Here is an 18,033-nt window from a genome sequence, read left to right as displayed (position 1 = left end):
CACGGTTCGGGCGGGCACGTCGTCGGAGCTACGAAGCCGGACGCCGTCGCGTGACTAAGCCGGAACCCGGGGCCGACGGCGGACCCCCTGCGGTGAGGTCGGTTCCCGAGCTTAGAGCCCCACCTCCATCGCGCGCTCGACGACGTCCGCGCCGTAGCGCTCCGCTAACTCTTCGTGTTGGTCCGGACGGTGCTCGTACACGTCCTGGAACAGGCTGATGGGCGTCATCGCGGCCTGATAGGTCGCCTCGTCCCACATGCGGTCCTTGGCGATGTCGATTTCGGTGCCGCCGATGCGGAGCGTCGCCGACTGCGTCATGGCGATAGCGCCGCGACCGGCCTCCTTGGCCGCCTCGAACTCCTCCATGGAGTCGACGATGTCGTCCATGCTCGGCACGTACGAGGTCAGCCCGAGCAGTTCCTCGCGGAGTTCGTCCGCGGTGAGTTCACGCGCATCGCCGCCGACGCGGAGTTCGTAGCCGTCGTCGGTGGCTTCGAGCGAGAGGCGGTCGCCGTCGTACACCTCAGCTCCGTCCTCGGACGCGAGTTCGACTTCCTCGCCGCCCGCGTCGAGGAGCCAACTGCCGGTCTTCGGCGGGAGCGGCGAGGTGTTCGCCTCGACGACTTGGCCGGGCGTGAGCGACCAGATGCCGAGCATTCCCTTCGCCTGGTTCTCGGTCATGCGCTCGCGGTAGCCCTCCACGTCGCGGATGTCATCGTAGGGGCCGTCCACGGCGATACAGCCGGCGGCGCTCGCTCCGCGCGAGGTGTTGTGTCGAAGCTCCGGCCACGCCGGAAGCTCGCCGGTCGGCGTCATGGCGCGCATGTCCTTCGTGTAGTCGACCTCGCCGTCGACGAGGAGGAACAGCCGTTCGAGGTTGTTCGTCGGCTTGCCCATCTCGTCGCGGAGGTCGCCCATGGCGAGTTCGGCCTCGCCGCTCTCGATGATAACCGACATTGCGAGGCTCCCCTCGTCGAGTCCGTGCTCGTTCTCGACGATGGTGAAGAACTCGTCGGCCTTCTTCCAGTCGTCGATGCCGCCGACCTCGGGGATGACGAAGCCGTCGATGTGCTCGACCGCGCCCCGCTCGGGGTCGGTGATGTCGAGCATGTGCCGGAAGCCCTGATACCGGGTCCCGGGGCTGTCGCGGTGCCAGACCATCCGGGGGTGAATCTCGCCGGGGAACGCCGCGCCGTGCTCGGAGATGACTTCGACGATGTTCTCGGCTCCCTCGTCGCGCATCGACGGCGCGGTGGCGTCCTCGTTGTCGGGGACCCACACGTCGGGCGCTTGCATCCCGCGGAGGCCGGCCGCCCGTCGGAGCATCTTCGCGGAGTCGGCTTCGCCCTCGACGGCCGTCGGCGAGGTGAAGAACGTCCGCACGAACTCGCGGTCGTGTCTGCGCTCAGTCATCGTCGTTGCTCGTGATGGGGTCGGCCTGCTCCTCGCTGAACCCTTCGGACTCCTCGATGCGGCGGCGCGCCTCGGGGTCGAACTCCGTCTCGATGTCCTGATACCGCGAGACGAACGATAGCTCGTGGTGGCTCTCGGTCGGGTGGCCGAGGTAGCGCTGTTCGAGGTCGAACTGGCCTTCCTCGTCCTGTTCGGCGAGCTTCTTGAAGTCCTCGTAGACGGCGTGCGCGCCCGAGTGGAGCCCGAACAGCGTGATGAAGATGTACTTGTAGCCGAGGTCGCCCAGTTCCTGGAACGTCAGCGGGTCCTCTTCTTCGGACCACGCGAACGACGAGGAGTAGTTGAACGCGAGCTTCAGGTCGGGGTGCGTCTCGTGAATCTCCTCGGCGTAGGCGACGGCGTCCTCGCGCGAGGGGTTCGGCATCTCGGGCCAGACGATGTCGACGCCGGCGTCGGCGTAGATGCGACCGCGCTCGACGTGTTCGTCCCAGTCGCCGTTCGAGGAGCCGTAGGCGTCGGTGCGGGCGATGACGACCGTGTCCTCCGACTGCTTGGCGTCGACGGCCGCCTCGAAGCGGGCGCGGGCCTTCTCGCGGGAGACTATCTGCTTGCCCGCGATGTGGCCGCAGCGCTTGGGCGTCGTCTGGTCTTCGATGTGGACGGCGGCGACGCCGGCCTTCTCGTACTCGCGGACGGCGCGGCGGACGTTGTGGATGCCGCCGTAGCCCGTGTCGCAGTCGGCGATGACCGGGAGGTTCGTCGCCTCGACCATGCGCTTGGCGTTCTCGACCATCTCGGTCATCGTGACCATCTCCAGGTCCGGGAAGCCGAACTGCCCGAGGACCGTCGAGTAGCCGGACATGTAGGCGGCGTCGTGGCCCGTCATCTCGGCGAGGCGGGCGTCGAGGGCGTGGTACATGCCGGGGGCGAACACGAAGTCCTGCGTGTTCAGCATCTCCCGCAGTTCGCGGGCCTTCTGGTTGTCAACATCCTGTGCGAAGACGTCGCTGTCGAGTTCGGTCGGGTTCATTGGGTATCGGTGGGCTGCATCGTTCGCTCGATGCGGTTCAGTTGGGCGCGGAGCGCGGCCAGTTCGCGCCGGATGCTCGTCATCTCGTCGTCCTCCCCCGGTTGTCGGATGAAGGGGACGAGCGGCGCGTCCATGTTCTCCTCGTTGTTGGGGTAGCGTCGCGCGGCGCGAGGGCGAGTCGTCGTCGAGCGAGTGGTGGTCGGCGTGCGGGTCGTCGTGTCGGTTCGGGTCGTGTTGTCGCGGTTTGTCATCGGTTACGTCGGTGGGGTCGGCGGTCGGTAGCGGTCGGTTCGGGTCGCGGTCGTCGAGTGGTCGGTTGCGTGGTGTGCTGCGGATACTACCATCGGATGTCTCCTCACCCGGTTCGACTGCCGAGTGGTACTAATAGTTAATGATTGATAATGATAATATTAGTTAATGACTTAGTTCTGTACGGATGGATATTAGGCCCTAATTTGACACGTGGTAACACATCTAACTCTTTGAGCGGGGTTCGAGCGTCGTCGGTTTCCCCGGCGACCGGGCGTGCCACGCCGTGACGGGGCGTTCCGCGGACACTACGCTTAATCGCGTCCACGCCCGACGACGCACCAGCGAATGGCATCCGCGATAGAGATACGCGACTTGACGAAGTCCTACGGCGACGTCCGCGCCCTCGACGGCGTCGACCTCGACGTTCCCGAGGGGTCGTTCTTCGGGCTGTTGGGGCCGAACGGGGCGGGGAAGACGACGTTCATCAACATCCTCGTGGGCCTCGTCCGCAAGACCGGCGGCGAGGCGAGCGTCTTCGGCTACGACGTCGAAGACGACTACCGCGAAGCCCGCGACCGAATCGGCCTCGCGCCCCAGGAGTTCAACGTGGACCGATTCTTCCCGATCCGCGAAGTGCTCGAACACAAGGCGGGATACCACGGCATTCCGCACGACGAGGCCGCAGAGCGCGCCGACGAGGTGCTCAAGCGCGTCGGCATCTACGACAAGCGCGACACCCGGTTCGACTGGCTGTCCGGCGGGATGAAACGGCGGTTCATGCTCGCGCGGGCGCTCATCACCGACCCCGACCTGCTCATCCTCGACGAGCCGACCGCCGGCGTCGACGTGCAACTGCGCCACGAACTCTGGGAGACCATCGTCGACCTCAACGACAGCGGGACGACCATCCTGCTCACGACCCACTACATCGAGGAGGCCGAACGCCTCTGCGACGAGGTCGCCATCCTCGACTCCGGCTCCGTCATCGAGGTCGCAAGCCCCGAGGAACTGATGGACCGCGGCACCGACGACATCGTCGTCCAACTCCGCGACCCGCCGACGGCGGTCCCCGACTTCGCGGCCGACGACGACCGCGTCGAGGCCGTCGAACTGGACGGGACTCGCCTCGTCGTGACGGCCCAGCAGGGCGGCCTCGTCGCTCCCGACGTGGTGCAGGCGCTCGACCGCGCCGGCCACGAAATCGTCGACCTCGAAATCTCGCGCACGTCGCTCGAAGAGGTGTTCGTCGAGATGACGAGAAAGGGCGAGGGCCGCGCCACCGCGGAGGTCGAGCAGTGAGCCTCACGAGCCTCGACGTGACCGGCTTTTACGCCCTGCTCCGCCGCGAAGTCCTCCGGTTCGTCCGCCGCCCGCGCAACACGTTCGTCCCGCCGTTCATCACGAACGTGCTGTACTTCTCCGTGTTCGGCGTCATCCTCGGCGAGCGCATCAACGAAATCGCGGGCGTCCCGTACATCCTGTTTATCCTCCCCGGTCTCATCGTCCTCGGGGCCGTCTCGAACGCCTTCGAGAACGCCTCGTTTTCCATCTTCCACGGCCGCTGGAACCGCTACATCGAGGAGGCGCTGACCTCGCCGCTTTCGTACTCCTCGATGGTCGGCGCGTACGTCCTCTCCAGCGCGACCCGCGGGGTGCTCGTCGGCGCGCTCGTCGCGCTCATCGGCGCGTTCTTCACGTCCGTCGGCGTCGCCAGACCGTTCTACCTCGTCGCGTTCATGCTCGTCATCACCCTGCTTTTCGCGGGTCTCGGCGTGGTCGGCGGCCTCTGGGCCGACGACTTCGACGACCTGACGATGATGAACCAGTTCATCCTGCGCCCGCTGGTGTTCTTCGGCGGCGTCTTCTACTCGCTCAACGAGATTCCCGCGACCTTCCAGCAGGCGTCGCTCCTCAATCCGATGATATACATGGTTAACGGCGTCCGCTACGGCTTCCTCGGCGTCACAGAGGTCGACCCGAACCTGTCTCTCGGCGTGCTGACGGCGCTCACGCTCGGGGTCGTCGGTCTCAACGTCGTTCTCTTCCGGCGCGGCTACGGGCTGACCGACTGAGGTCGGTCGACCGTCGTCGACTTCCTCCGGTGGCGACCGGGTGCGGTCGGCGCATTTTCGACCCGCCGCTCGGAGTTCTTGTCTGAACAACTGTCTTTTGAGATGACAAGTATTTTGACACACGCTCTAGAAGTCACGTCCGAAGTATGGTATCAAAACCCTCCTCCGCGGCGTCGGCGCGGACCATCTCGGTCCTCGCCCTCGTCGCGGCCGTCCTGGTTGGAGCATTCCTCGCCCCCGTCGTCTACGACGCGGCCGCGCCCACCCCCGACAGGGTCGCGGTCATCTCGGTCGACGGGACCATCACCTCCTACACAGCTGACCAGCTGGAAGAGGACCTCCACGAAGCGCGAGAGAACGAATCGATAAAGGCGGTCGTCCTGCAGGTCGACAGCCCCGGCGGCTCTGCCGCCGCCTCCGAGCGCATGTACTTGGCGGTCAATCGGACCGCCCAAGAGATGCCCGTCGTTTCGAGCGTCCAAGGAACGGGCGCGTCGGGCGCGTACTACACGATGCTCCCCTCCGAGAGCATCTACGTGACGCCCTCGTCGGTCATCGGGAGCGTCGGCGTCCGCGGGTCGGCCCCCTACGGTGGCACGTCCAGCGAGATTCGCACCGGCCCCGACAAGGCGTCGATGACTCTCGACCACCGCGAAGCGCAGATTGAGACGCTGAAGCACGCCTTCGTCGGCAGCGTCATGGACCACCGCGGCGACGAACTCTCGCTGTCGCGCGAGGAGGTCGCCTACGCGAAGGTCTACACCGGCGCTCGCGCCACGCAGAACGGCTACGCCGACGACATCGGCACGCTTCAGACGGCCATCGACCGCGCCGCCTCCGAGGCCGGCCTCGAAAACTACGAGGTCGTCGAGAAGGAGCCCCCGACCCGCTCGGGAATCATCCTTCTCAGCTCGCAGAACGGTAATTCGTCGGTCGTCATCCAAGAGAGTCCCATCGGGTACGACGGCGTTCGCGCGCCGCAGTTCCTGATGGTGTACGGACAAGTGCAGTACGAAGATGAGGTGATCGGCAATGTCTCAGCGTAACTTACTCGGCGGGACGGTCGTCTTCGCGGTCGCGCTCGGCCTCATCTTGGTCGGAGCCGCGGTGGCACCCTACGCCTTCCAACTCGGCGGTAGCGCCCCGGCAGACACGGAAAACGCCGCGAAACAGGCGTTCGACGCGGACGAACTCGTCGCCACGCCCGGCCCCGAATCGGGCGAGGTGACGATGGATTCGAACGCGGAGCCCAAAACCGTCCTCATCGACGTGGCCCACGAGAACGGTGTGAGCGAGTCCGACATGCAACCGCTCGTCGACGCGCTCGTCGCCAACGGCCATCAGGTGAAGTACCTCACCCGCGAGGACGCCCAGCGGAACTTCAACGCCTCGCTCCGGTCGGCCGACGCCTTCGTCGTCGTCAACCCCGAACAGCCGTACACCGGCGACCAGCTCGCCGGCCTGCGGTCGTTCGAGGACGCCGGCGGCCGCGTCGCCCTCGTCGGGGACCCGCAGTCCGCGGGCACGACGAGCGTCCTCGGTCTCATCACCGTCTCGGTGTCGTCCGGCGCTGTCGGCGGCGACGCCGGGCTGACCTCCGACTACGGGGTCTCGTTCGGTTCCTCGTCGCTGTACAACATGCACGACTACTACCTCAACTACGAGAACGTCTACGCCACGCCCGAGGGCGAAACTGCCCTGACCGAGGGCGTCGACGAGGTCGTGTTCCGCGACGCCGCGCCGCTTTCGGTCTCGGCCGACAGCGTCTCGCCGGCGCTCGTCTCCGGCGGCGAGACCCGCGTCGAGTCGATTCGCAAGACCGGTCCGTACACGGTCGCCGCCCAGAGCGAGACGGTCGTCGCCATCGGTGACGCCGACTTCCTCGCGCCCGAATCGGCCTACGAGGCCGACAACGAGGTGCTCGTCGGCAACCTCGCCGACTTCCTCGTCTCCGGCGACAAGGAGTCCGGCGCGCCCGCCCCGGCCACGCCCGAATCCGGCGGCGAGGCCGGTTCGGCACCCGGACAGGGAACCGCCCCGACTCCGGCGTAACTGAGTCGCACCGACGCGGCCGAAGCCGGACTCCCGGCTTCGCTGCCCCGCCCCGTTTTCTTTCGTCGTTCTTCGCCTAGCGTCGGTTGACGACTTCCTCAGGCGCCTTCGCCGCCGTCGGCGGTGACTCCGTCGGCGATGCGGTCCGCGTCGGCCTCGTCGGCCGCGCGGCTTCGCTCGACCAGTCGCGCGAGGATGTCCGCGGAGACGCCCGACACGTCGCCGGCTTGGACGCCCCAGAGCGTCGCGTAGAGGCCGCCGAGTTCGACGAGTTCGTCGTGGGTGCCCGACTCGACGACTTCGCCCTCGTCGAGGACGACGATGGCGTCGGCGCGGCGGACCGTCGAGAGCCGGTGGGCGATGACGAGCGTCGTCCGGCCCGCCGAGAGGCGGTCGAGCGCGCGCTGGATGAGCAGTTCCGTCTCGGTGTCGACGGCGCTCGTCGCCTCGTCGAGGACGAGAATCCGCGGGTCTTGGAGCATCGCGCGGGCGATGGAGAGCCGCTGGCGCTGGCCGCCCGAGAGCTTCACGCCGCGCTCGCCGATGCGGGTGTCGTAGCCCTCGGGGAGCCGCGAGACGAACTCGTGGGCCTCGGCGGCTTTCGCGGCCGCGACCATCTCCGTCTCGGTCGCGTCGAACGCTCCGTACAGGAGGTTCTCCCTGACAGTCCCGTCGAAGAGGTACACGTCCTGACTCACGTAGCCGATGGCCTCGCGGAGGCTCCTGAGTTCGACGTCGCGCACGTCGTGGCCGTCCACGCGGACCGCTCCGTCCGTGGGTTCGTAGAGCCTGAGGAGGAGCTTCGCGACGGTGGATTTTCCCGCGCCCGTGGGGCCGACGAGCGCGACGGTTTCGCCCGGCTCGGCCGCGAACGAGACGTCGTGGAGCACGTCGCGGCCGGTCGCGTAGGCGAACGAGACGCCGTCGAACTCGATTCGCCCGGCGACGGTGTCGAGAGACTCGGCGTCGGGTGCGTCGCGGACGACGGCCTCGCGGTCGGCCAGCCCGAAGATGCGCTCGCCCGAGGCGCGGGCGTTCTCGTAGGAGTTGACGATGCGGCCCGCGCCGGACAGCGGGTCGATGAACCGCTGGGTCATGAACAGGAACGTGACGAACTCGCCGACGAGCAGGTCCCCTGTGAAGGGGGCGGGCGGGCCGAAGATGAGCCAGACGCCGCCGATGGCGAACGTGGCGGCGAACGCGACGCCGGCGAGGAGTTCCATCGACGGCTGATAGAGGTAGTCGAGCCTGACGACCGCGAGGGCGCGCCGGTAGTAGTCCATGGAGGCGTCGGCGACGCGGTCGGTCTCGTAGTCCTCGGTCGCGGAGGCCTTGATGACCTCCATCCCCGAGACGTTGTTCTCGATGCGGGTGTTGAGCGCGCCGACGCTCTCGCGGAGCGCGCGGTACAGCGGCCGAATCGTCCGCATGAACCAGACGGTGAAGACGGCCAGAAGCGGGACGGCCACGAGCGTGACGACCGCGAGCTGGGCGTTCAGGTAGAACAGCACGCCCGCGATGCCGACGACGGCGACGACCAACTGGAGGCCGCCCGAGAGCGTGCTGTCGAGGAACGTCCGGAGGTTTCGCACGTCGCCGTCGAGAATCGACAGCACCTGCCCGGTCTGCTTGTCGTCGAAGAAGGCCATATCGAGGCGCTGGAGCGCGTCGTAGGTGTCCACGCGGACGGCGTGTTGGACGCGATTCGAGTAGACCGCGAGGCCGAGGCCCTGCACCCACGAGAGCGCGACCCCGCCGACGAACGCTCCGATGACGAGCCAGAAACTCAGCCAGAACTGCCCGGAGACGGTCGTCGGCAGCCACGACGACGGAACCAGCGGGAGGGCGTACGCCGTGTTCCGGAAGAACACCGCGTCGATGGCGACCCCGAGGACGAGCGCCGGGACGATGGCGACGAGTCGCCCGAGGACGCTCGCCAGTAGCCCGACGACGAACCACGCCAGGTTCTCGCGACCGTATTCGGCGAACAGGCGGACCATCGGGTCGCGCCCGGATTTGAGGCTCACTTACCCGAGGTAAGCGTCCGGCGGATATGACGTGCGCGGTCGGGGAGATTCGCGCCCGCTGCGGGCGTCGCTTCGCCCTCGCCCGCACGCCCGCCCGAGTGAACAGCGATAAGGTTCCCACGCGACGAATCGGAGTCATGCGCCAATTCATCGTCATCGGCCACGACGCGCCGACGACGCCCGACTTCTCGCTCGACGACATCGCCGGCGGGGCCGGCCGACTCGACGTGCTCTGTCGCTGTGTCAACGCCGCGTTCTTCCTCTCGCACGACATCCGCGAGGACGTTCGGGTTCATCTCGTCCTCGGCGACGAGTACACCGTCCGGTTCGAAGGTTCGGAACTCCGTCGGCTCAACCCCGACGAGCGCTCCACCGCCGCCCTGATTCGCAAGGCGCTGGAGAAGCGCGAGGAGGCAATCGGGCACATGCCCGCCGAGTCGTCGCCGGGGGTCTCCATCCGCCGGATGGGCTTCGAGACGACGCTGGAGGAGGCCGCCCGCGACGCGACCGTGGTCGAACTCCACGAGGAGGGCGACCCCGTGGTTCAGGTCGAACCGCCCGAAAACCCGCTTTTCGTCCTCTCGGACCACCACGACTTCACCGACGAGGAGGCCGAGTTGCTGGCGGCCGCCGCCGACGAGCGGGTCCGACTCGGTCCCGAGATTCTCCACGCCGACCACTCGATTACGGTCGCGCACAACTACCTCGATACCGCGGGCTATTCGCGGTACTGAGGCGGGGTCGGCGGTGTGTCACGCCGTCTGACGGTGGCCCACAATCACAACTGTTAAACGCGACGGTGGCTTGCCTCAAAATGCGGGCCGGTGGGGTAGCTTGGTATCCTTCGGCCTTCGGGTGGCCGTAACCTCAGTTCGAATCTGAGCCGGCCCATTTCTACCCCTTTCAACGCCAACGAGCACCGCGTAGCGTGTGCGAGTCCCCCCGAAACGGTTGTCTGGGCGACTGAAGATCCGAACGCCCGAGCGACAGCGAGGGAAGTTCGAATCTGAATTGACGGAGCCCCGAAATCAAAGTCACAGGAACTCATTTGATTACGCTCCGATCACACTCGAGATCTCTGCTGCCACATCCGCCTCTTCTTCCGCGAGCGAAATCGTCTCAATCACGTCCCCGTCATCGCCGATAACCTTCACCGTGACTGCGCCTTGCTTCGTCTGGACCGCGTTCCAGATGTACACGACACCGATGATTCCACCAATGAACGCCGAGGCCAGTCCGACGAGTTCAGCAAGACCTGCGAGCTCACCGCTCACACGCTCGGTGACGAAGAAAATCCCCAAACCGAGTACGAGTGCTACCAACCCGGCGGCGAGTCCTTGGAGGTCCACTCGCTCACTCCCTTCCTCGACGATTTTGACACCGAGAATGTTTGGTCCCGTAATGAGCGTGCTCTTCGCAAGTTTGAGGTCACGTCCTCGACTGTCTGAGCCGCGTTTAACCTCCATAACGCGCCGGTCTGTGACGACGACCGCGCTTGAGTCGTTGGCTCGAGCAGCGCGAATAGACTCGTTGGAGGACAGATACGGTTGAATCGCATCAGTAAGGTTGGTCATTAGAGTGTCTGGTGGGATATATTCAGGATATATAATATATTCGTGGCATGATATGTATTGGACGACTCACCGGTGAGTGGCGTGATCGATGCGGAACTCATGCTCCTAGGAGAGAGAGCTACGGGAGCCCTGAGACGTTTGAAATACGAGTCTTCCACAGGCCGAGAACGACTGATTCAATCGAGTTACACGGAGTGGTTACTGCCGCCCACGCCACCAAACCGAAAAGCTTCAATAGTTTAGGCCAACCTAAAACAGAAGAGGGCGAGCGGTACCGACGGCTCGACCGCCGCCTCGCCGCCGACAGACCCAAGGTGAGCACGGAATCGGCCGAACGGCCGAAGGCAGTCCAATCGCACCAAGCGGCGACGCGAGGCCGGCCCCCGCAGTTTCCTGTCGGAGCCGACGCGCGGCCGAGCCGACGAGGCGCTGTTCGCGCTCGTGACGGCCCCGCTGTCGTCCGGGAACCGAAGCAATTATCTATTTTAGGCTGGCCTAAAAAACTATGGAACGCGACGAGACACCACGGAAGGGATTGACGCGGCGCGACTACGTGAAGTACGGCGGCGCGGCCGTCGGCGGCGGGCTGCTCGCCGGCTGTACCGGGGGGAACGGTTCGGAGCCGACGACGGACGCCGAGACCGGGTCGACGACCGAGACGGCAACGGAAACGGAGACCGAGACGCCCGAGGACAGTTCGTACTCGGTGACGATGTCGCCGGTCGGCACCGTCGAGTTCGACGAGCCGCCGCAGAGCATCTTCACGCGGCTGACCCACCACGCGGGGATGGCGTTCGCGCTCGGCCGCGGCGACGACGTGAACGCGGTCAACGGGCCGGAGTACTACGACACGACGTGGAAGCAGTTCACGGCGCGGCTCCCGGGCGTCGAGGTCGACTGGGCGGACCTGTATCCCTCGTGGGAGACGAGCAAGGAGAAGCTCTACGAACTCGACAGCGACGTGCATCTGGCGGACCCCGCGTGGGTCGTCCAGCTCGAACAGTGGGACATGGACGACATCGAGGAGGTCGACGACAACATCTCGCCGTGGTTCGGGAACTCGCTGAGCGGTCGTCACGCGTCGCCGACCGACGAGTGGACCGGCGACTACGAGTACTACACGCTGTGGGAGCAGTTCGAGAAGGTCGCGCAGGTGCTCAACGAAGAAGAGCGCTACGAGGCGCTCACGGCCGTTCGCAACGACGTGCTCGCCACCATCGAGGAACGGCTCCCGCCGGAAGACGAGCGCCCGAGCGTGGTGCTTCTCACCGCGGCCGACATCGAAAAGCAAATCTGGGCGTACACGGTCGGCAACCCCGGCTTTATGTCATCACACATTCGGCCGCTCGAACCCCACGACGCGTTCGAAGGCTCCATCGAGTCCGGTTCGAACGTCGACTTCGAGGCGCTCTTAGAGGCAGACCCCGACGTCATCCTCTTCCTGAGCGGGATGCAGCCGAACGTCAGCATGAACGACCTCCGAGCGACGCTCGAAGACGACCCCGTCGCCGCGGAGATTTCGGCGGTCCAGAACGGTCGCGTCTACCCGCAGGGCGCGCGCTATCAGGGTCCGATTCTCAACCTCTTCCAACTGGAGATGAGCGCCAAGCAGTTCCATCCCGAGGAGTTCGGCGCGTGGCCGACCTCGGACGGCGGACCGTACCCCGAAATCCCCGAGGAGGAACAGCTGTTCGACCGTCAGCACGTCGCCGACATCATCAACGGCGAGTTCTGAGCGGCCGCCGGAGCCGCATCGACGGCCCCGCTACCGGCCCCACTACCGGCCCCGCACCCGCCGTCGCCGAACGACACAAGAGATTTGTTCCGTCCTCGACTCCACCACATAGACAGATGACGGACCGACCCGCGTTCGACCGACGGGCGTTCCTCGCCGCGCTCGGGAGCGCCGGCCTCGGGTCGCTCGCCGGGTGTTCGGCCCTCGGCGGCGACTCGACCGAGACCGCCAGCACCGCCGCCCCGACCGCCAGCGTCGACGCCGACGTCGCCCGCGACCTCGCCGCGCGGTTCGCGCCGACGCTCTACTTCGACGCCGACGAGACGTGGTTCCCGACGGACCCGCGGTCGTACGCGAGCGACCGGGACGGCGAGACGGTCGTCGACGGCTTCGACGCCTTCGACGGCTACCACGCGACACAGGAGGAAACGGGCGAGCGAGCGCCGGAGCCGACGGTGTTCTACAACGTGGTTCGATACGAGGACTCGTCGCTGACGACCGTGCAGTACTGGTTCTACTCGGTGTTCGACCAGTTCACGACGAACTTCCACTGGCACGACTGGGAGGTGCTGCACGTCTTCGTCGACACGGCGGACGACGAGCCGGTCCCCCAACTCTACGTGGCGAGTTCGCACTCGCGGTCGGTGCCGAACAACGAGTTCCTCGACCCGGACCCCGCGCGTCCGCCGCGGGTGCTCTCCGAACTCGGGTCGCACTCCAGCGCGCTCTCGCTCAACGACCGCGCCGACCGATTCCAGCGGCTCCCGACGGGCGGGACGTTCGCGGACATCACGAACCGGGCGTTCGACCGTATCGAGGACGCCGCGGAGATACCCATCGCCTACGGCCTCCCGCGGGACGAGGGCGCGCGCCTCCCCTACGTCGTCCCGGAACTCGACGGCGCGCCGGTGTACGAAGACGAGCGACTCCCGTCGGTCACCCGCGACTCCCTCGTCAGCGAGGCGCTCACGGTGCGGTCGTTCGACGCGCTGTCGTCGCCGCCGACGGACCTCCCGGCGCGGTCGACGGGGTTGGTGTTCGGGCCCGAGGCGACCGGCGAGCGCGACGCGGACGCGGACGCCGACATCGAATACGCGCTCGTCTCCGCGGGCGAGGTCGAACACATCACCGAGTTCACCGGGCCGCAACTGAGCTTCGAGTTCGCGGTCCCGACGTTCGCCGAAGACGCGATTGCGAGCCACCTCACGACGACGAGCACGCCGTGGAGCCAGTCGCGCTACGCCGACCCCGCGGCGGACATCACCGACCCGACCCACCGCAGCGCCCTCGCCGAGCGGTACGACGTCGTCGACGAGCCCTCGGCGCTCAACACGCTTTTCGTCCGGGTGACGGAGGCCGTCACCGACGCCGACGCGCCGGACGGCGAGGGCGTGACGACCCGCGAGTCGGGCGTCGAGTCCGTCCTCCTCTTGGAGAGCGACCCGGAGGCCGCGCCGACGTTCGGCGGTCTCGGCGTCCTCCGCGACGTCCCCGCGGGCGAGCATCGGCTCACGGTGAACGGCGCAGGTTCGGCACCACACAGCGAGACGGTTCAGGTCGGCGACGCGGGGCCCGGGTCGGAGTCCGCAACAGAGACCGAATCGTCATCCACCGACGGCGACGACGGCGAGACGCTCACCACGGCCGGCGTGGGCGGCGAAATCCCGCTCGTCGCCCGGGAGTCGGCGACGAAAGTCGAAGTCGACGCCGACGGGACCGACCGCGACCTGACGTCGCTCGCGCTCGAAGACGACTTCGCCGGGCGGCTGTACGACGCGCCGCTGTCCGGGCCGGACGCCGTCTACGTCCACCGCGGCGGCGCGTACACCGTCGAAGTCCGCGACAGCGACGACGAAATCGGCGCGTTCCGCGTGAACCCCGACCCGAACGCGAGCGCCGCGGGCGACGACTCGGATTCTGACTCCGGGTCCGCGCCGGCGTCGATTCCGAGCGTCCGAATCGACGACCCGCGGACCGGGAAGTCGTCGCTCGCGACCTTCCTCGCCGACATCGCCGCCGAGACGGCCGCGGCGGTCGCGGCGGCCGACGAGAGAGACGGCGGCGACAGCGACGACTCGGACGACTCGGGTACTTCGGACGACTCGTCGGGCACGGGTACCCCGGACGACTCGACGGGAACGGCGACGAGCGACGGACAGGCGAACGCGGTCCGCGGGCTGGCGCAGGCGCTCGAATCGGTCGCCGAGGCCGCGAACCGGGCCGCGGAACGCGCCGAGGCCGGCGAGCGCGGCCGGGCGGACGAGAGCCTCGACACCGTCGCGTCGCGGCTCGAACGCGTGGCTGAGCGGTTAGCCGAGGCGCGCGGGGAGCTTCCGGGGTCGCTCTCTCGGGCGGCCGACCGGCGACTCGAACAGGCGCGCCGTCGCTCGGAGCAGGCCCGCGCGGCCGACGCGCTCTGAGTGGTGCGTGGATAGGTCGCGTAGCCGACCGGCCGCGAACGCGTCGCTCGCCGGTCGAATATACGCAAAATGTGAGTTATCGTTCTGCCGCGAAAACGCGGCGTACTAAATTAGTTTAAAGGCGCGTGAGGTTCGTCGCGCGGGGGCCCTTGGGGGCCTGCTCGATGTCGAACTCAACATCCGTGCCTTCTTCGAGGTCCGGGCCGCCGATGTCTTCCATGTGGAAGAACACGTCGTCGTCAGCATCGTCCGTCGAAATGAAACCGTAGCCGCCAGTGTCGTTGAAGAAATCAACGTTTCCTTTCGCCATTGCTTTTGAACACACACGCCCTTTACGGATAAGACTTGTGAGGGTCGTGTTGTCACGGGGTTATTTTATTGAATATGTTTCTGAATCATCGACATTTGTAGACGAATGTTCTGGTATGTCGGTTCTACCCGCGCTCGCCTAGTGGTTCGACGGTGATTCCTCGATAAGCTGTGGTATCGGCAGTTCCCCCCGTCGAATCCGGTCGGTCGCGGCCGACGAGGCTTTACGCGTGGCCGGACGGTCTCCGACACCGTGGATGCTAACGACGTTCGTCGGAAGTGGGCGAATCGGTCGGGAGAGTTCTCGCCGGAGTACTACGCGTACTACGGGCCGAACGAGACGAGCGAGTCGATTCGGCGCGTCTTCGAGGCGCGTCTCGACCCCTCGGCGTCGATTCTCGAACTCGGTTGCGGTCCCGGTCGGCACCTCTCGCACCTCCGCGAACACGGCTTCGAGAACCTCCACGGCGTCGACATCAACCCCGACTGTTTCGAGGTGATGGCCGACGCCTACCCCGACCTCGCCGACTGCGGGACGTTCCACGCCGCCGCCATCGAGGAGGTCGCCGAGGAGTTCTCCCCGGGCCAGTTCGACGCCGTCTACTCCATCGAGACGCTCCAGCACATCCACCCCGACGACGCGTGGGTGTTCGAGGCGCTCGCCCGGAGCGCGAGCGACTACTTCGTCACCGTCGAAAACGAGGGCGACCAGTCGGTCCCGCCCGAGGACCGCGGCGTCAACGACGACGAGTACGACTTCCCCCTCTACTACCGCGATTGGGAGGCCGTGTTCGCGCCGTTCGGCTTCGAACAGGTCGCCTGCGAGCGCGGCGACCGCGACACCCTCCGCGTGTTCCGCCGGACCGACTGACCTCGGTTCGGGTCAGAACCCGCCGTAGCGGAGGTACACCATGTCGGCGATGAGGACGAGTTGGAACAGTCCCTGCACGCCGCCGAGCATGGCGTTCTGTTTTCCGATGGCCGAAATGACGCCGGGGTCGGGGTCCTCGGAGGTCATCTCGAAGTACATCCGTATCTCGCCGGGCATCAGGAAGCCGAAGCCCTGCACCGAGAGGATAGTGACGATGACGAGCGCGACGACGATGGCCGGGGTCGTCATCTGGAAGTCGCCGATGGTGGTCGCGACCCACGCGAGCGACCCGACGGTGGCGACGGCGAAGACGACCTGCCAGCGTCGGTCGCGCCACGCGTTCAGCCGCCACCCGAGCAGGAGGAGAACCGGAATCAGGTTCGCGGCGGTGAACAGCGCGAGCCACGGTTCGGCGTGGGGAAACACCCCGAGTCGCTGGGCGAGCGTGATGCCGCCGGCGATGGTGACGAGCGCCATCGACGGGAGGAAAAACGAGGTCTTCGGCGTGAGGCGCTCGAACACCGCGGCGCTCTGTTCGTCGGTCAACCCGCCGATGACCGGCCCGAGAATCGCCCCCATGAACAGGTCGGTCCCGGTCCAGAGCAGTCCCGCCATGACGTGGACGTACGTGTGTTGCTGGAGCGACCCGAGCGTGACCGCGTACGCGAGTGCGACTACCGACACGGCGACGATGCCGCCCGCGAACGCCGGGTTCGCCCGTTGTGCCATGCCCCCGATTGTCCCACCAATCGTTGCCCTGTGTTGGCTCATCACGTTCGAGACGTGTACTATCGGTGATAAAACTGGCGACGAACGAACTTATCCCCTCCAACCCCCACCCTCCGACAATGACTGACGCCCTCTCGTTCGATATCACGAGCGTCGACGACGTCGCGGCCAACCGCGACGAGGTCGTCGCCGCGGTCGAAGCCCACGCGGGACCCATCGCGCGCGAACTCGCCATCCTCCAGGGCGGCGACTACGGCCAGGAGACGTTCAAGACGCGCCGCGGGACGTGGACGCTCAAGTACGAGGCGGGCGCGCTGCAGTACCTCCGGTTCAAGGGGAAGTCGGGCGGCGAGACGTACGTCGTCTCGACCAAACAGCCCCCGGAGCCGAAGGCGCTCGGAACGGCGATGCAGGACTACCCGGCGTTCGTTGAGGCGTACAACGAGCACGTCGAGTCGCTCGACGGCGTCCTCGACGACGTACCGACGGAGTTCCCCGCGGTCACGACGACCGAGGAAATCGTCGCCCAGCGGGACCAACTCGTCTCGACCATCCGCGAGGTGGCCGACACCATGGCGGGCGAACTCAACCGCTTCGACGGCGAGTACGGCACCTTCACCCAGCGGGTCGGCGGCACGCGCTGGGAGCTGAAGTGGGACGGCCCGCGGGCGTCGTACCTCCGCGTCGGCGGCGAGGGCGGCATCTACCTGCTGTCGCAGTACGAACCCCCCGCCGCGCCCGACGTGCGCGAACTCGCCGGCGACTTCGTCGCGTTCGTGGAGGCGTACAACGAGTACGTCGACGACCTCGAAGCCGACCTCGCGACCGTCTCGTTCGACGACGCTGGGTAGCGGGGCACCGCGACGCTTTTGGAATCACCGCCGGCACGTGATGTCATGAACGACGACTCCGAGACGGCTGACGACAGTCTCGCCGCCCCCACCGACGACCTCGCGTGGGAGACCACCGACACGCGCATCGACTACTCGTGTCCCGGCTTCGACATCCGCATGGACGACGTTCGGCTCCCCGACGGGACCGAGACGGACTTCCACTACGTCGACGAGCCGGCGGCGGTCGTCGTCCTGCCGTTCACGCCCGACGGCGACGTGGTCGTCATCGACGAGTGGCGACAGGCCGTCGGCCGGACGAACCGCGGACTCCCCGCCGGCGGCACGGAACCGGACGACGACGACTACGCCGCGGCCGCCCGGCGCGAACTCGCCGAGGAAACCGGTCACGAGGCCGAGGCGGTCGAACCGCTCGTGACCGTCGAGCCGGCCAACGGCATCGCCAACTCGGTCCACCACTACTTCGTCGCGCGCGGGTGCGAGCCGAGCGCCGACCAGAACCTCGACTTCAACGAGAGCATCCGCCCGACGACGGTCGGCTACGACGACCTCAAGCGGGCCGTCCTCGCGGGCGAGGTCCGCGACGCGCGGACGGTCCTCGGCGTGCTCTACTACGAACTCGCCGGCGAGTAGCGCGGTCGGTTCCGCGCACCCCGCGTTCGCGTCTCGAACCCCCCTCCGAGGCGAGAAGGATTTTG

At 66.9% G+C, this 18,033-nt stretch carries 17 protein-coding genes and 1 tRNA gene; 11 read left to right on the top strand and 7 right to left on the bottom strand.

The annotated features are described in order from the left end of the window. Positions 1-111 precede the first annotated feature (111 nt). The 3 genes from aceB to DEQ92_RS14925 are packed head-to-tail and all read right to left on the bottom strand — an operon-like array spanning position 112 to position 2,694. On the bottom strand, positions 112-1,413 hold the full coding sequence (gene aceB / locus DEQ92_RS14935; protein ID WP_115821088.1) for a malate synthase AceB: 1,302 nt from the start codon (positions 1,411-1,413) through the stop codon (positions 112-114). Beyond that, positions 1,406-2,443, bottom strand: coding sequence for an isocitrate lyase (gene aceA, locus DEQ92_RS14930; RefSeq protein ID WP_004976265.1), 1,038 nt, complete (start codon positions 2,441-2,443; stop codon positions 1,406-1,408). Before aceA ends, aceB begins: the two co-directional genes overlap by 8 nt. Further along, the gene (locus DEQ92_RS14925; RefSeq protein ID WP_004976263.1) at positions 2,440-2,694 is read right to left on the bottom strand and encodes a hypothetical protein; all 255 of its coding nucleotides are present in this window, start codon (positions 2,692-2,694) and stop codon (positions 2,440-2,442) included. Before DEQ92_RS14925 ends, aceA begins: the two co-directional genes overlap by 4 nt. A gap of 346 nt (positions 2,695-3,040) precedes the next feature. Between DEQ92_RS14925 and DEQ92_RS14920 the strand changes: the two genes are divergently transcribed. From DEQ92_RS14920 to DEQ92_RS14905, 4 genes are all read left to right on the top strand, one after another. Then, entirely contained in the window at positions 3,041-3,994 is a 954-nt protein-coding gene (locus DEQ92_RS14920) for an ABC transporter ATP-binding protein (protein WP_004976261.1), read from the top strand. Next, complete coding sequence (locus DEQ92_RS14915; RefSeq protein ID WP_004976259.1) at positions 3,991-4,767, top strand: ABC transporter permease; 777 nt, start codon at positions 3,991-3,993, stop codon at positions 4,765-4,767. Before DEQ92_RS14920 ends, DEQ92_RS14915 begins: the two co-directional genes overlap by 4 nt. Before the next feature lie 146 nt (positions 4,768-4,913). Next, complete coding sequence (locus DEQ92_RS14910) at positions 4,914-5,813, top strand: S49 family peptidase (RefSeq protein ID WP_004976255.1); 900 nt, start codon at positions 4,914-4,916, stop codon at positions 5,811-5,813. After that, entirely contained in the window at positions 5,800-6,819 is a 1,020-nt protein-coding gene (locus tag DEQ92_RS14905; protein ID WP_004976253.1) for a hypothetical protein, read from the top strand. The genes DEQ92_RS14910 and DEQ92_RS14905 overlap by 14 nt, the downstream gene beginning before the upstream one ends. Before the next feature lie 98 nt (positions 6,820-6,917). Here the strand turns inward: DEQ92_RS14905 and DEQ92_RS14900 are convergent, their stop codons facing one another. Next, complete coding sequence (locus DEQ92_RS14900; protein WP_004976251.1) at positions 6,918-8,819, bottom strand: ABC transporter ATP-binding protein; 1,902 nt, start codon at positions 8,817-8,819, stop codon at positions 6,918-6,920. Between the two features lie 164 nt (positions 8,820-8,983). On the opposite strand from DEQ92_RS14900, the gene trmY reads away from it, so the two are divergent. Continuing rightward, positions 8,984-9,580 (top strand): tRNA (pseudouridine(54)-N(1))-methyltransferase TrmY, encoded by a 597-nt coding sequence (gene trmY, locus DEQ92_RS14895; protein ID WP_050459917.1) that lies wholly within the window; start codon positions 8,984-8,986, stop codon positions 9,578-9,580. An 84-nt stretch (positions 9,581-9,664) separates the two neighbouring features. Then, a tRNA-Pro gene (locus tag DEQ92_RS14890) sits at positions 9,665-9,737 on the top strand. Positions 9,738-9,898: 161 nt separating this feature from the next. Here DEQ92_RS14890 and DEQ92_RS14885 read toward each other — a convergent pair. Beyond that, positions 9,899-10,420, bottom strand: a complete 522-nt coding sequence (locus tag DEQ92_RS14885; protein ID WP_049905164.1) for a hypothetical protein — start codon at positions 10,418-10,420, stop codon at positions 9,899-9,901. 505 nt (positions 10,421-10,925) lie between these two features. Between DEQ92_RS14885 and DEQ92_RS14880 the strand changes: the two genes are divergently transcribed. Together DEQ92_RS14880 and DEQ92_RS14875 are read left to right on the top strand one after the other, a co-directional pair. Further along, complete coding sequence (locus DEQ92_RS14880) at positions 10,926-12,155, top strand: ABC transporter substrate-binding protein (protein WP_115805304.1); 1,230 nt, start codon at positions 10,926-10,928, stop codon at positions 12,153-12,155. A 116-nt stretch (positions 12,156-12,271) separates the two neighbouring features. Then, entirely contained in the window at positions 12,272-14,575 is a 2,304-nt protein-coding gene (locus DEQ92_RS14875) for a hypothetical protein (RefSeq protein WP_115805303.1), read from the top strand. A gap of 115 nt (positions 14,576-14,690) precedes the next feature. Here DEQ92_RS14875 and DEQ92_RS14870 read toward each other — a convergent pair whose 3' ends face one another. Further along, on the bottom strand, positions 14,691-14,885 hold the full coding sequence (locus tag DEQ92_RS14870; RefSeq protein ID WP_004041873.1) for a cold-shock protein: 195 nt from the start codon (positions 14,883-14,885) through the stop codon (positions 14,691-14,693). 252 nt (positions 14,886-15,137) lie between these two features. Here DEQ92_RS14870 and DEQ92_RS14865 point away from each other — a divergent pair, with 252 nt between their 5' ends. Then, positions 15,138-15,755, top strand: coding sequence for a bifunctional 2-polyprenyl-6-hydroxyphenol methylase/3-demethylubiquinol 3-O-methyltransferase UbiG (locus DEQ92_RS14865; protein WP_004976226.1), 618 nt, complete (start codon positions 15,138-15,140; stop codon positions 15,753-15,755). Positions 15,756-15,767: 12 nt separating this feature from the next. On the opposite strand, the gene DEQ92_RS14860 is transcribed toward DEQ92_RS14865, so the two are convergent. Then, positions 15,768-16,484 carry a hypothetical protein gene (locus DEQ92_RS14860; protein WP_004976224.1) on the bottom strand — a complete coding sequence of 239 codons (717 nt, stop codon included), beginning with the start codon at positions 16,482-16,484 and terminating at the stop codon, positions 15,768-15,770. Between the two features lie 119 nt (positions 16,485-16,603). Between DEQ92_RS14860 and DEQ92_RS14855 the strand changes: the two genes are divergently transcribed. Both DEQ92_RS14855 and DEQ92_RS14850 read left to right on the top strand, forming a co-directional pair. Continuing rightward, positions 16,604-17,335, top strand: a complete 732-nt coding sequence (locus DEQ92_RS14855; protein ID WP_004976222.1) for a hypothetical protein — start codon at positions 16,604-16,606, stop codon at positions 17,333-17,335. Positions 17,336-17,380: 45 nt separating this feature from the next. Then, the gene (locus DEQ92_RS14850) at positions 17,381-17,968 is read left to right on the top strand and encodes an NUDIX domain-containing protein (RefSeq protein ID WP_115805302.1); all 588 of its coding nucleotides are present in this window, start codon (positions 17,381-17,383) and stop codon (positions 17,966-17,968) included. Positions 17,969-18,033 lie beyond the last annotated feature (65 nt).

It is taken from the genome of Haloferax sp. Atlit-6N (assembly GCF_003383195.1).
GTDB classification, from domain to species: domain Archaea; phylum Halobacteriota; class Halobacteria; order Halobacteriales; family Haloferacaceae; genus Haloferax; species Haloferax gibbonsii.
Note: the sequence above shows the minus strand (reverse complement) of the source record. Positions and strands in the feature narration are given on the sequence as shown.

Bases quoted from the DNA above. Each gene is read 5' to 3' on its own strand.
- DEQ92_RS14920 (WP_004976261.1), top strand. From the start codon at position 3,041: ATGGCATCCGCGATAGAGATACGCGACTTGACGAAGTCCTACGGCGAC.
- DEQ92_RS14900 (WP_004976251.1), bottom strand. From the start codon at position 8,819: ATGGTCCGCCTGTTCGCCGAATACGGTCGCGAGAACCTGGCGTGGTTC.
- DEQ92_RS14850 (WP_115805302.1), top strand. From the start codon at position 17,381: ATGAACGACGACTCCGAGACGGCTGACGACAGTCTCGCCGCCCCCACC.
- aceA (WP_004976265.1), bottom strand. From the start codon at position 2,443: ATGAACCCGACCGAACTCGACAGCGACGTCTTCGCACAGGATGTTGAC.
- DEQ92_RS14870 (WP_004041873.1), bottom strand. From the start codon at position 14,885: ATGGCGAAAGGAAACGTTGATTTCTTCAACGACACTGGCGGCTACGGT.
- aceB (WP_115821088.1), bottom strand. From the start codon at position 1,413: ATGACTGAGCGCAGACACGACCGCGAGTTCGTGCGGACGTTCTTCACC.
- trmY (WP_050459917.1), top strand. From the start codon at position 8,984: ATGCGCCAATTCATCGTCATCGGCCACGACGCGCCGACGACGCCCGAC.
- DEQ92_RS14875 (WP_115805303.1), top strand. From the start codon at position 12,272: ATGACGGACCGACCCGCGTTCGACCGACGGGCGTTCCTCGCCGCGCTC.
- DEQ92_RS14855 (WP_004976222.1), top strand. From the start codon at position 16,604: ATGACTGACGCCCTCTCGTTCGATATCACGAGCGTCGACGACGTCGCG.
- DEQ92_RS14905 (WP_004976253.1), top strand. From the start codon at position 5,800: ATGTCTCAGCGTAACTTACTCGGCGGGACGGTCGTCTTCGCGGTCGCG.
- DEQ92_RS14885 (WP_049905164.1), bottom strand. From the start codon at position 10,420: ATGACCAACCTTACTGATGCGATTCAACCGTATCTGTCCTCCAACGAG.
- DEQ92_RS14880 (WP_115805304.1), top strand. From the start codon at position 10,926: ATGGAACGCGACGAGACACCACGGAAGGGATTGACGCGGCGCGACTAC.
- DEQ92_RS14925 (WP_004976263.1), bottom strand. From the start codon at position 2,694: ATGACAAACCGCGACAACACGACCCGAACCGACACGACGACCCGCACG.
- DEQ92_RS14860 (WP_004976224.1), bottom strand. From the start codon at position 16,484: ATGGCACAACGGGCGAACCCGGCGTTCGCGGGCGGCATCGTCGCCGTG.
- DEQ92_RS14910 (WP_004976255.1), top strand. From the start codon at position 4,914: ATGGTATCAAAACCCTCCTCCGCGGCGTCGGCGCGGACCATCTCGGTC.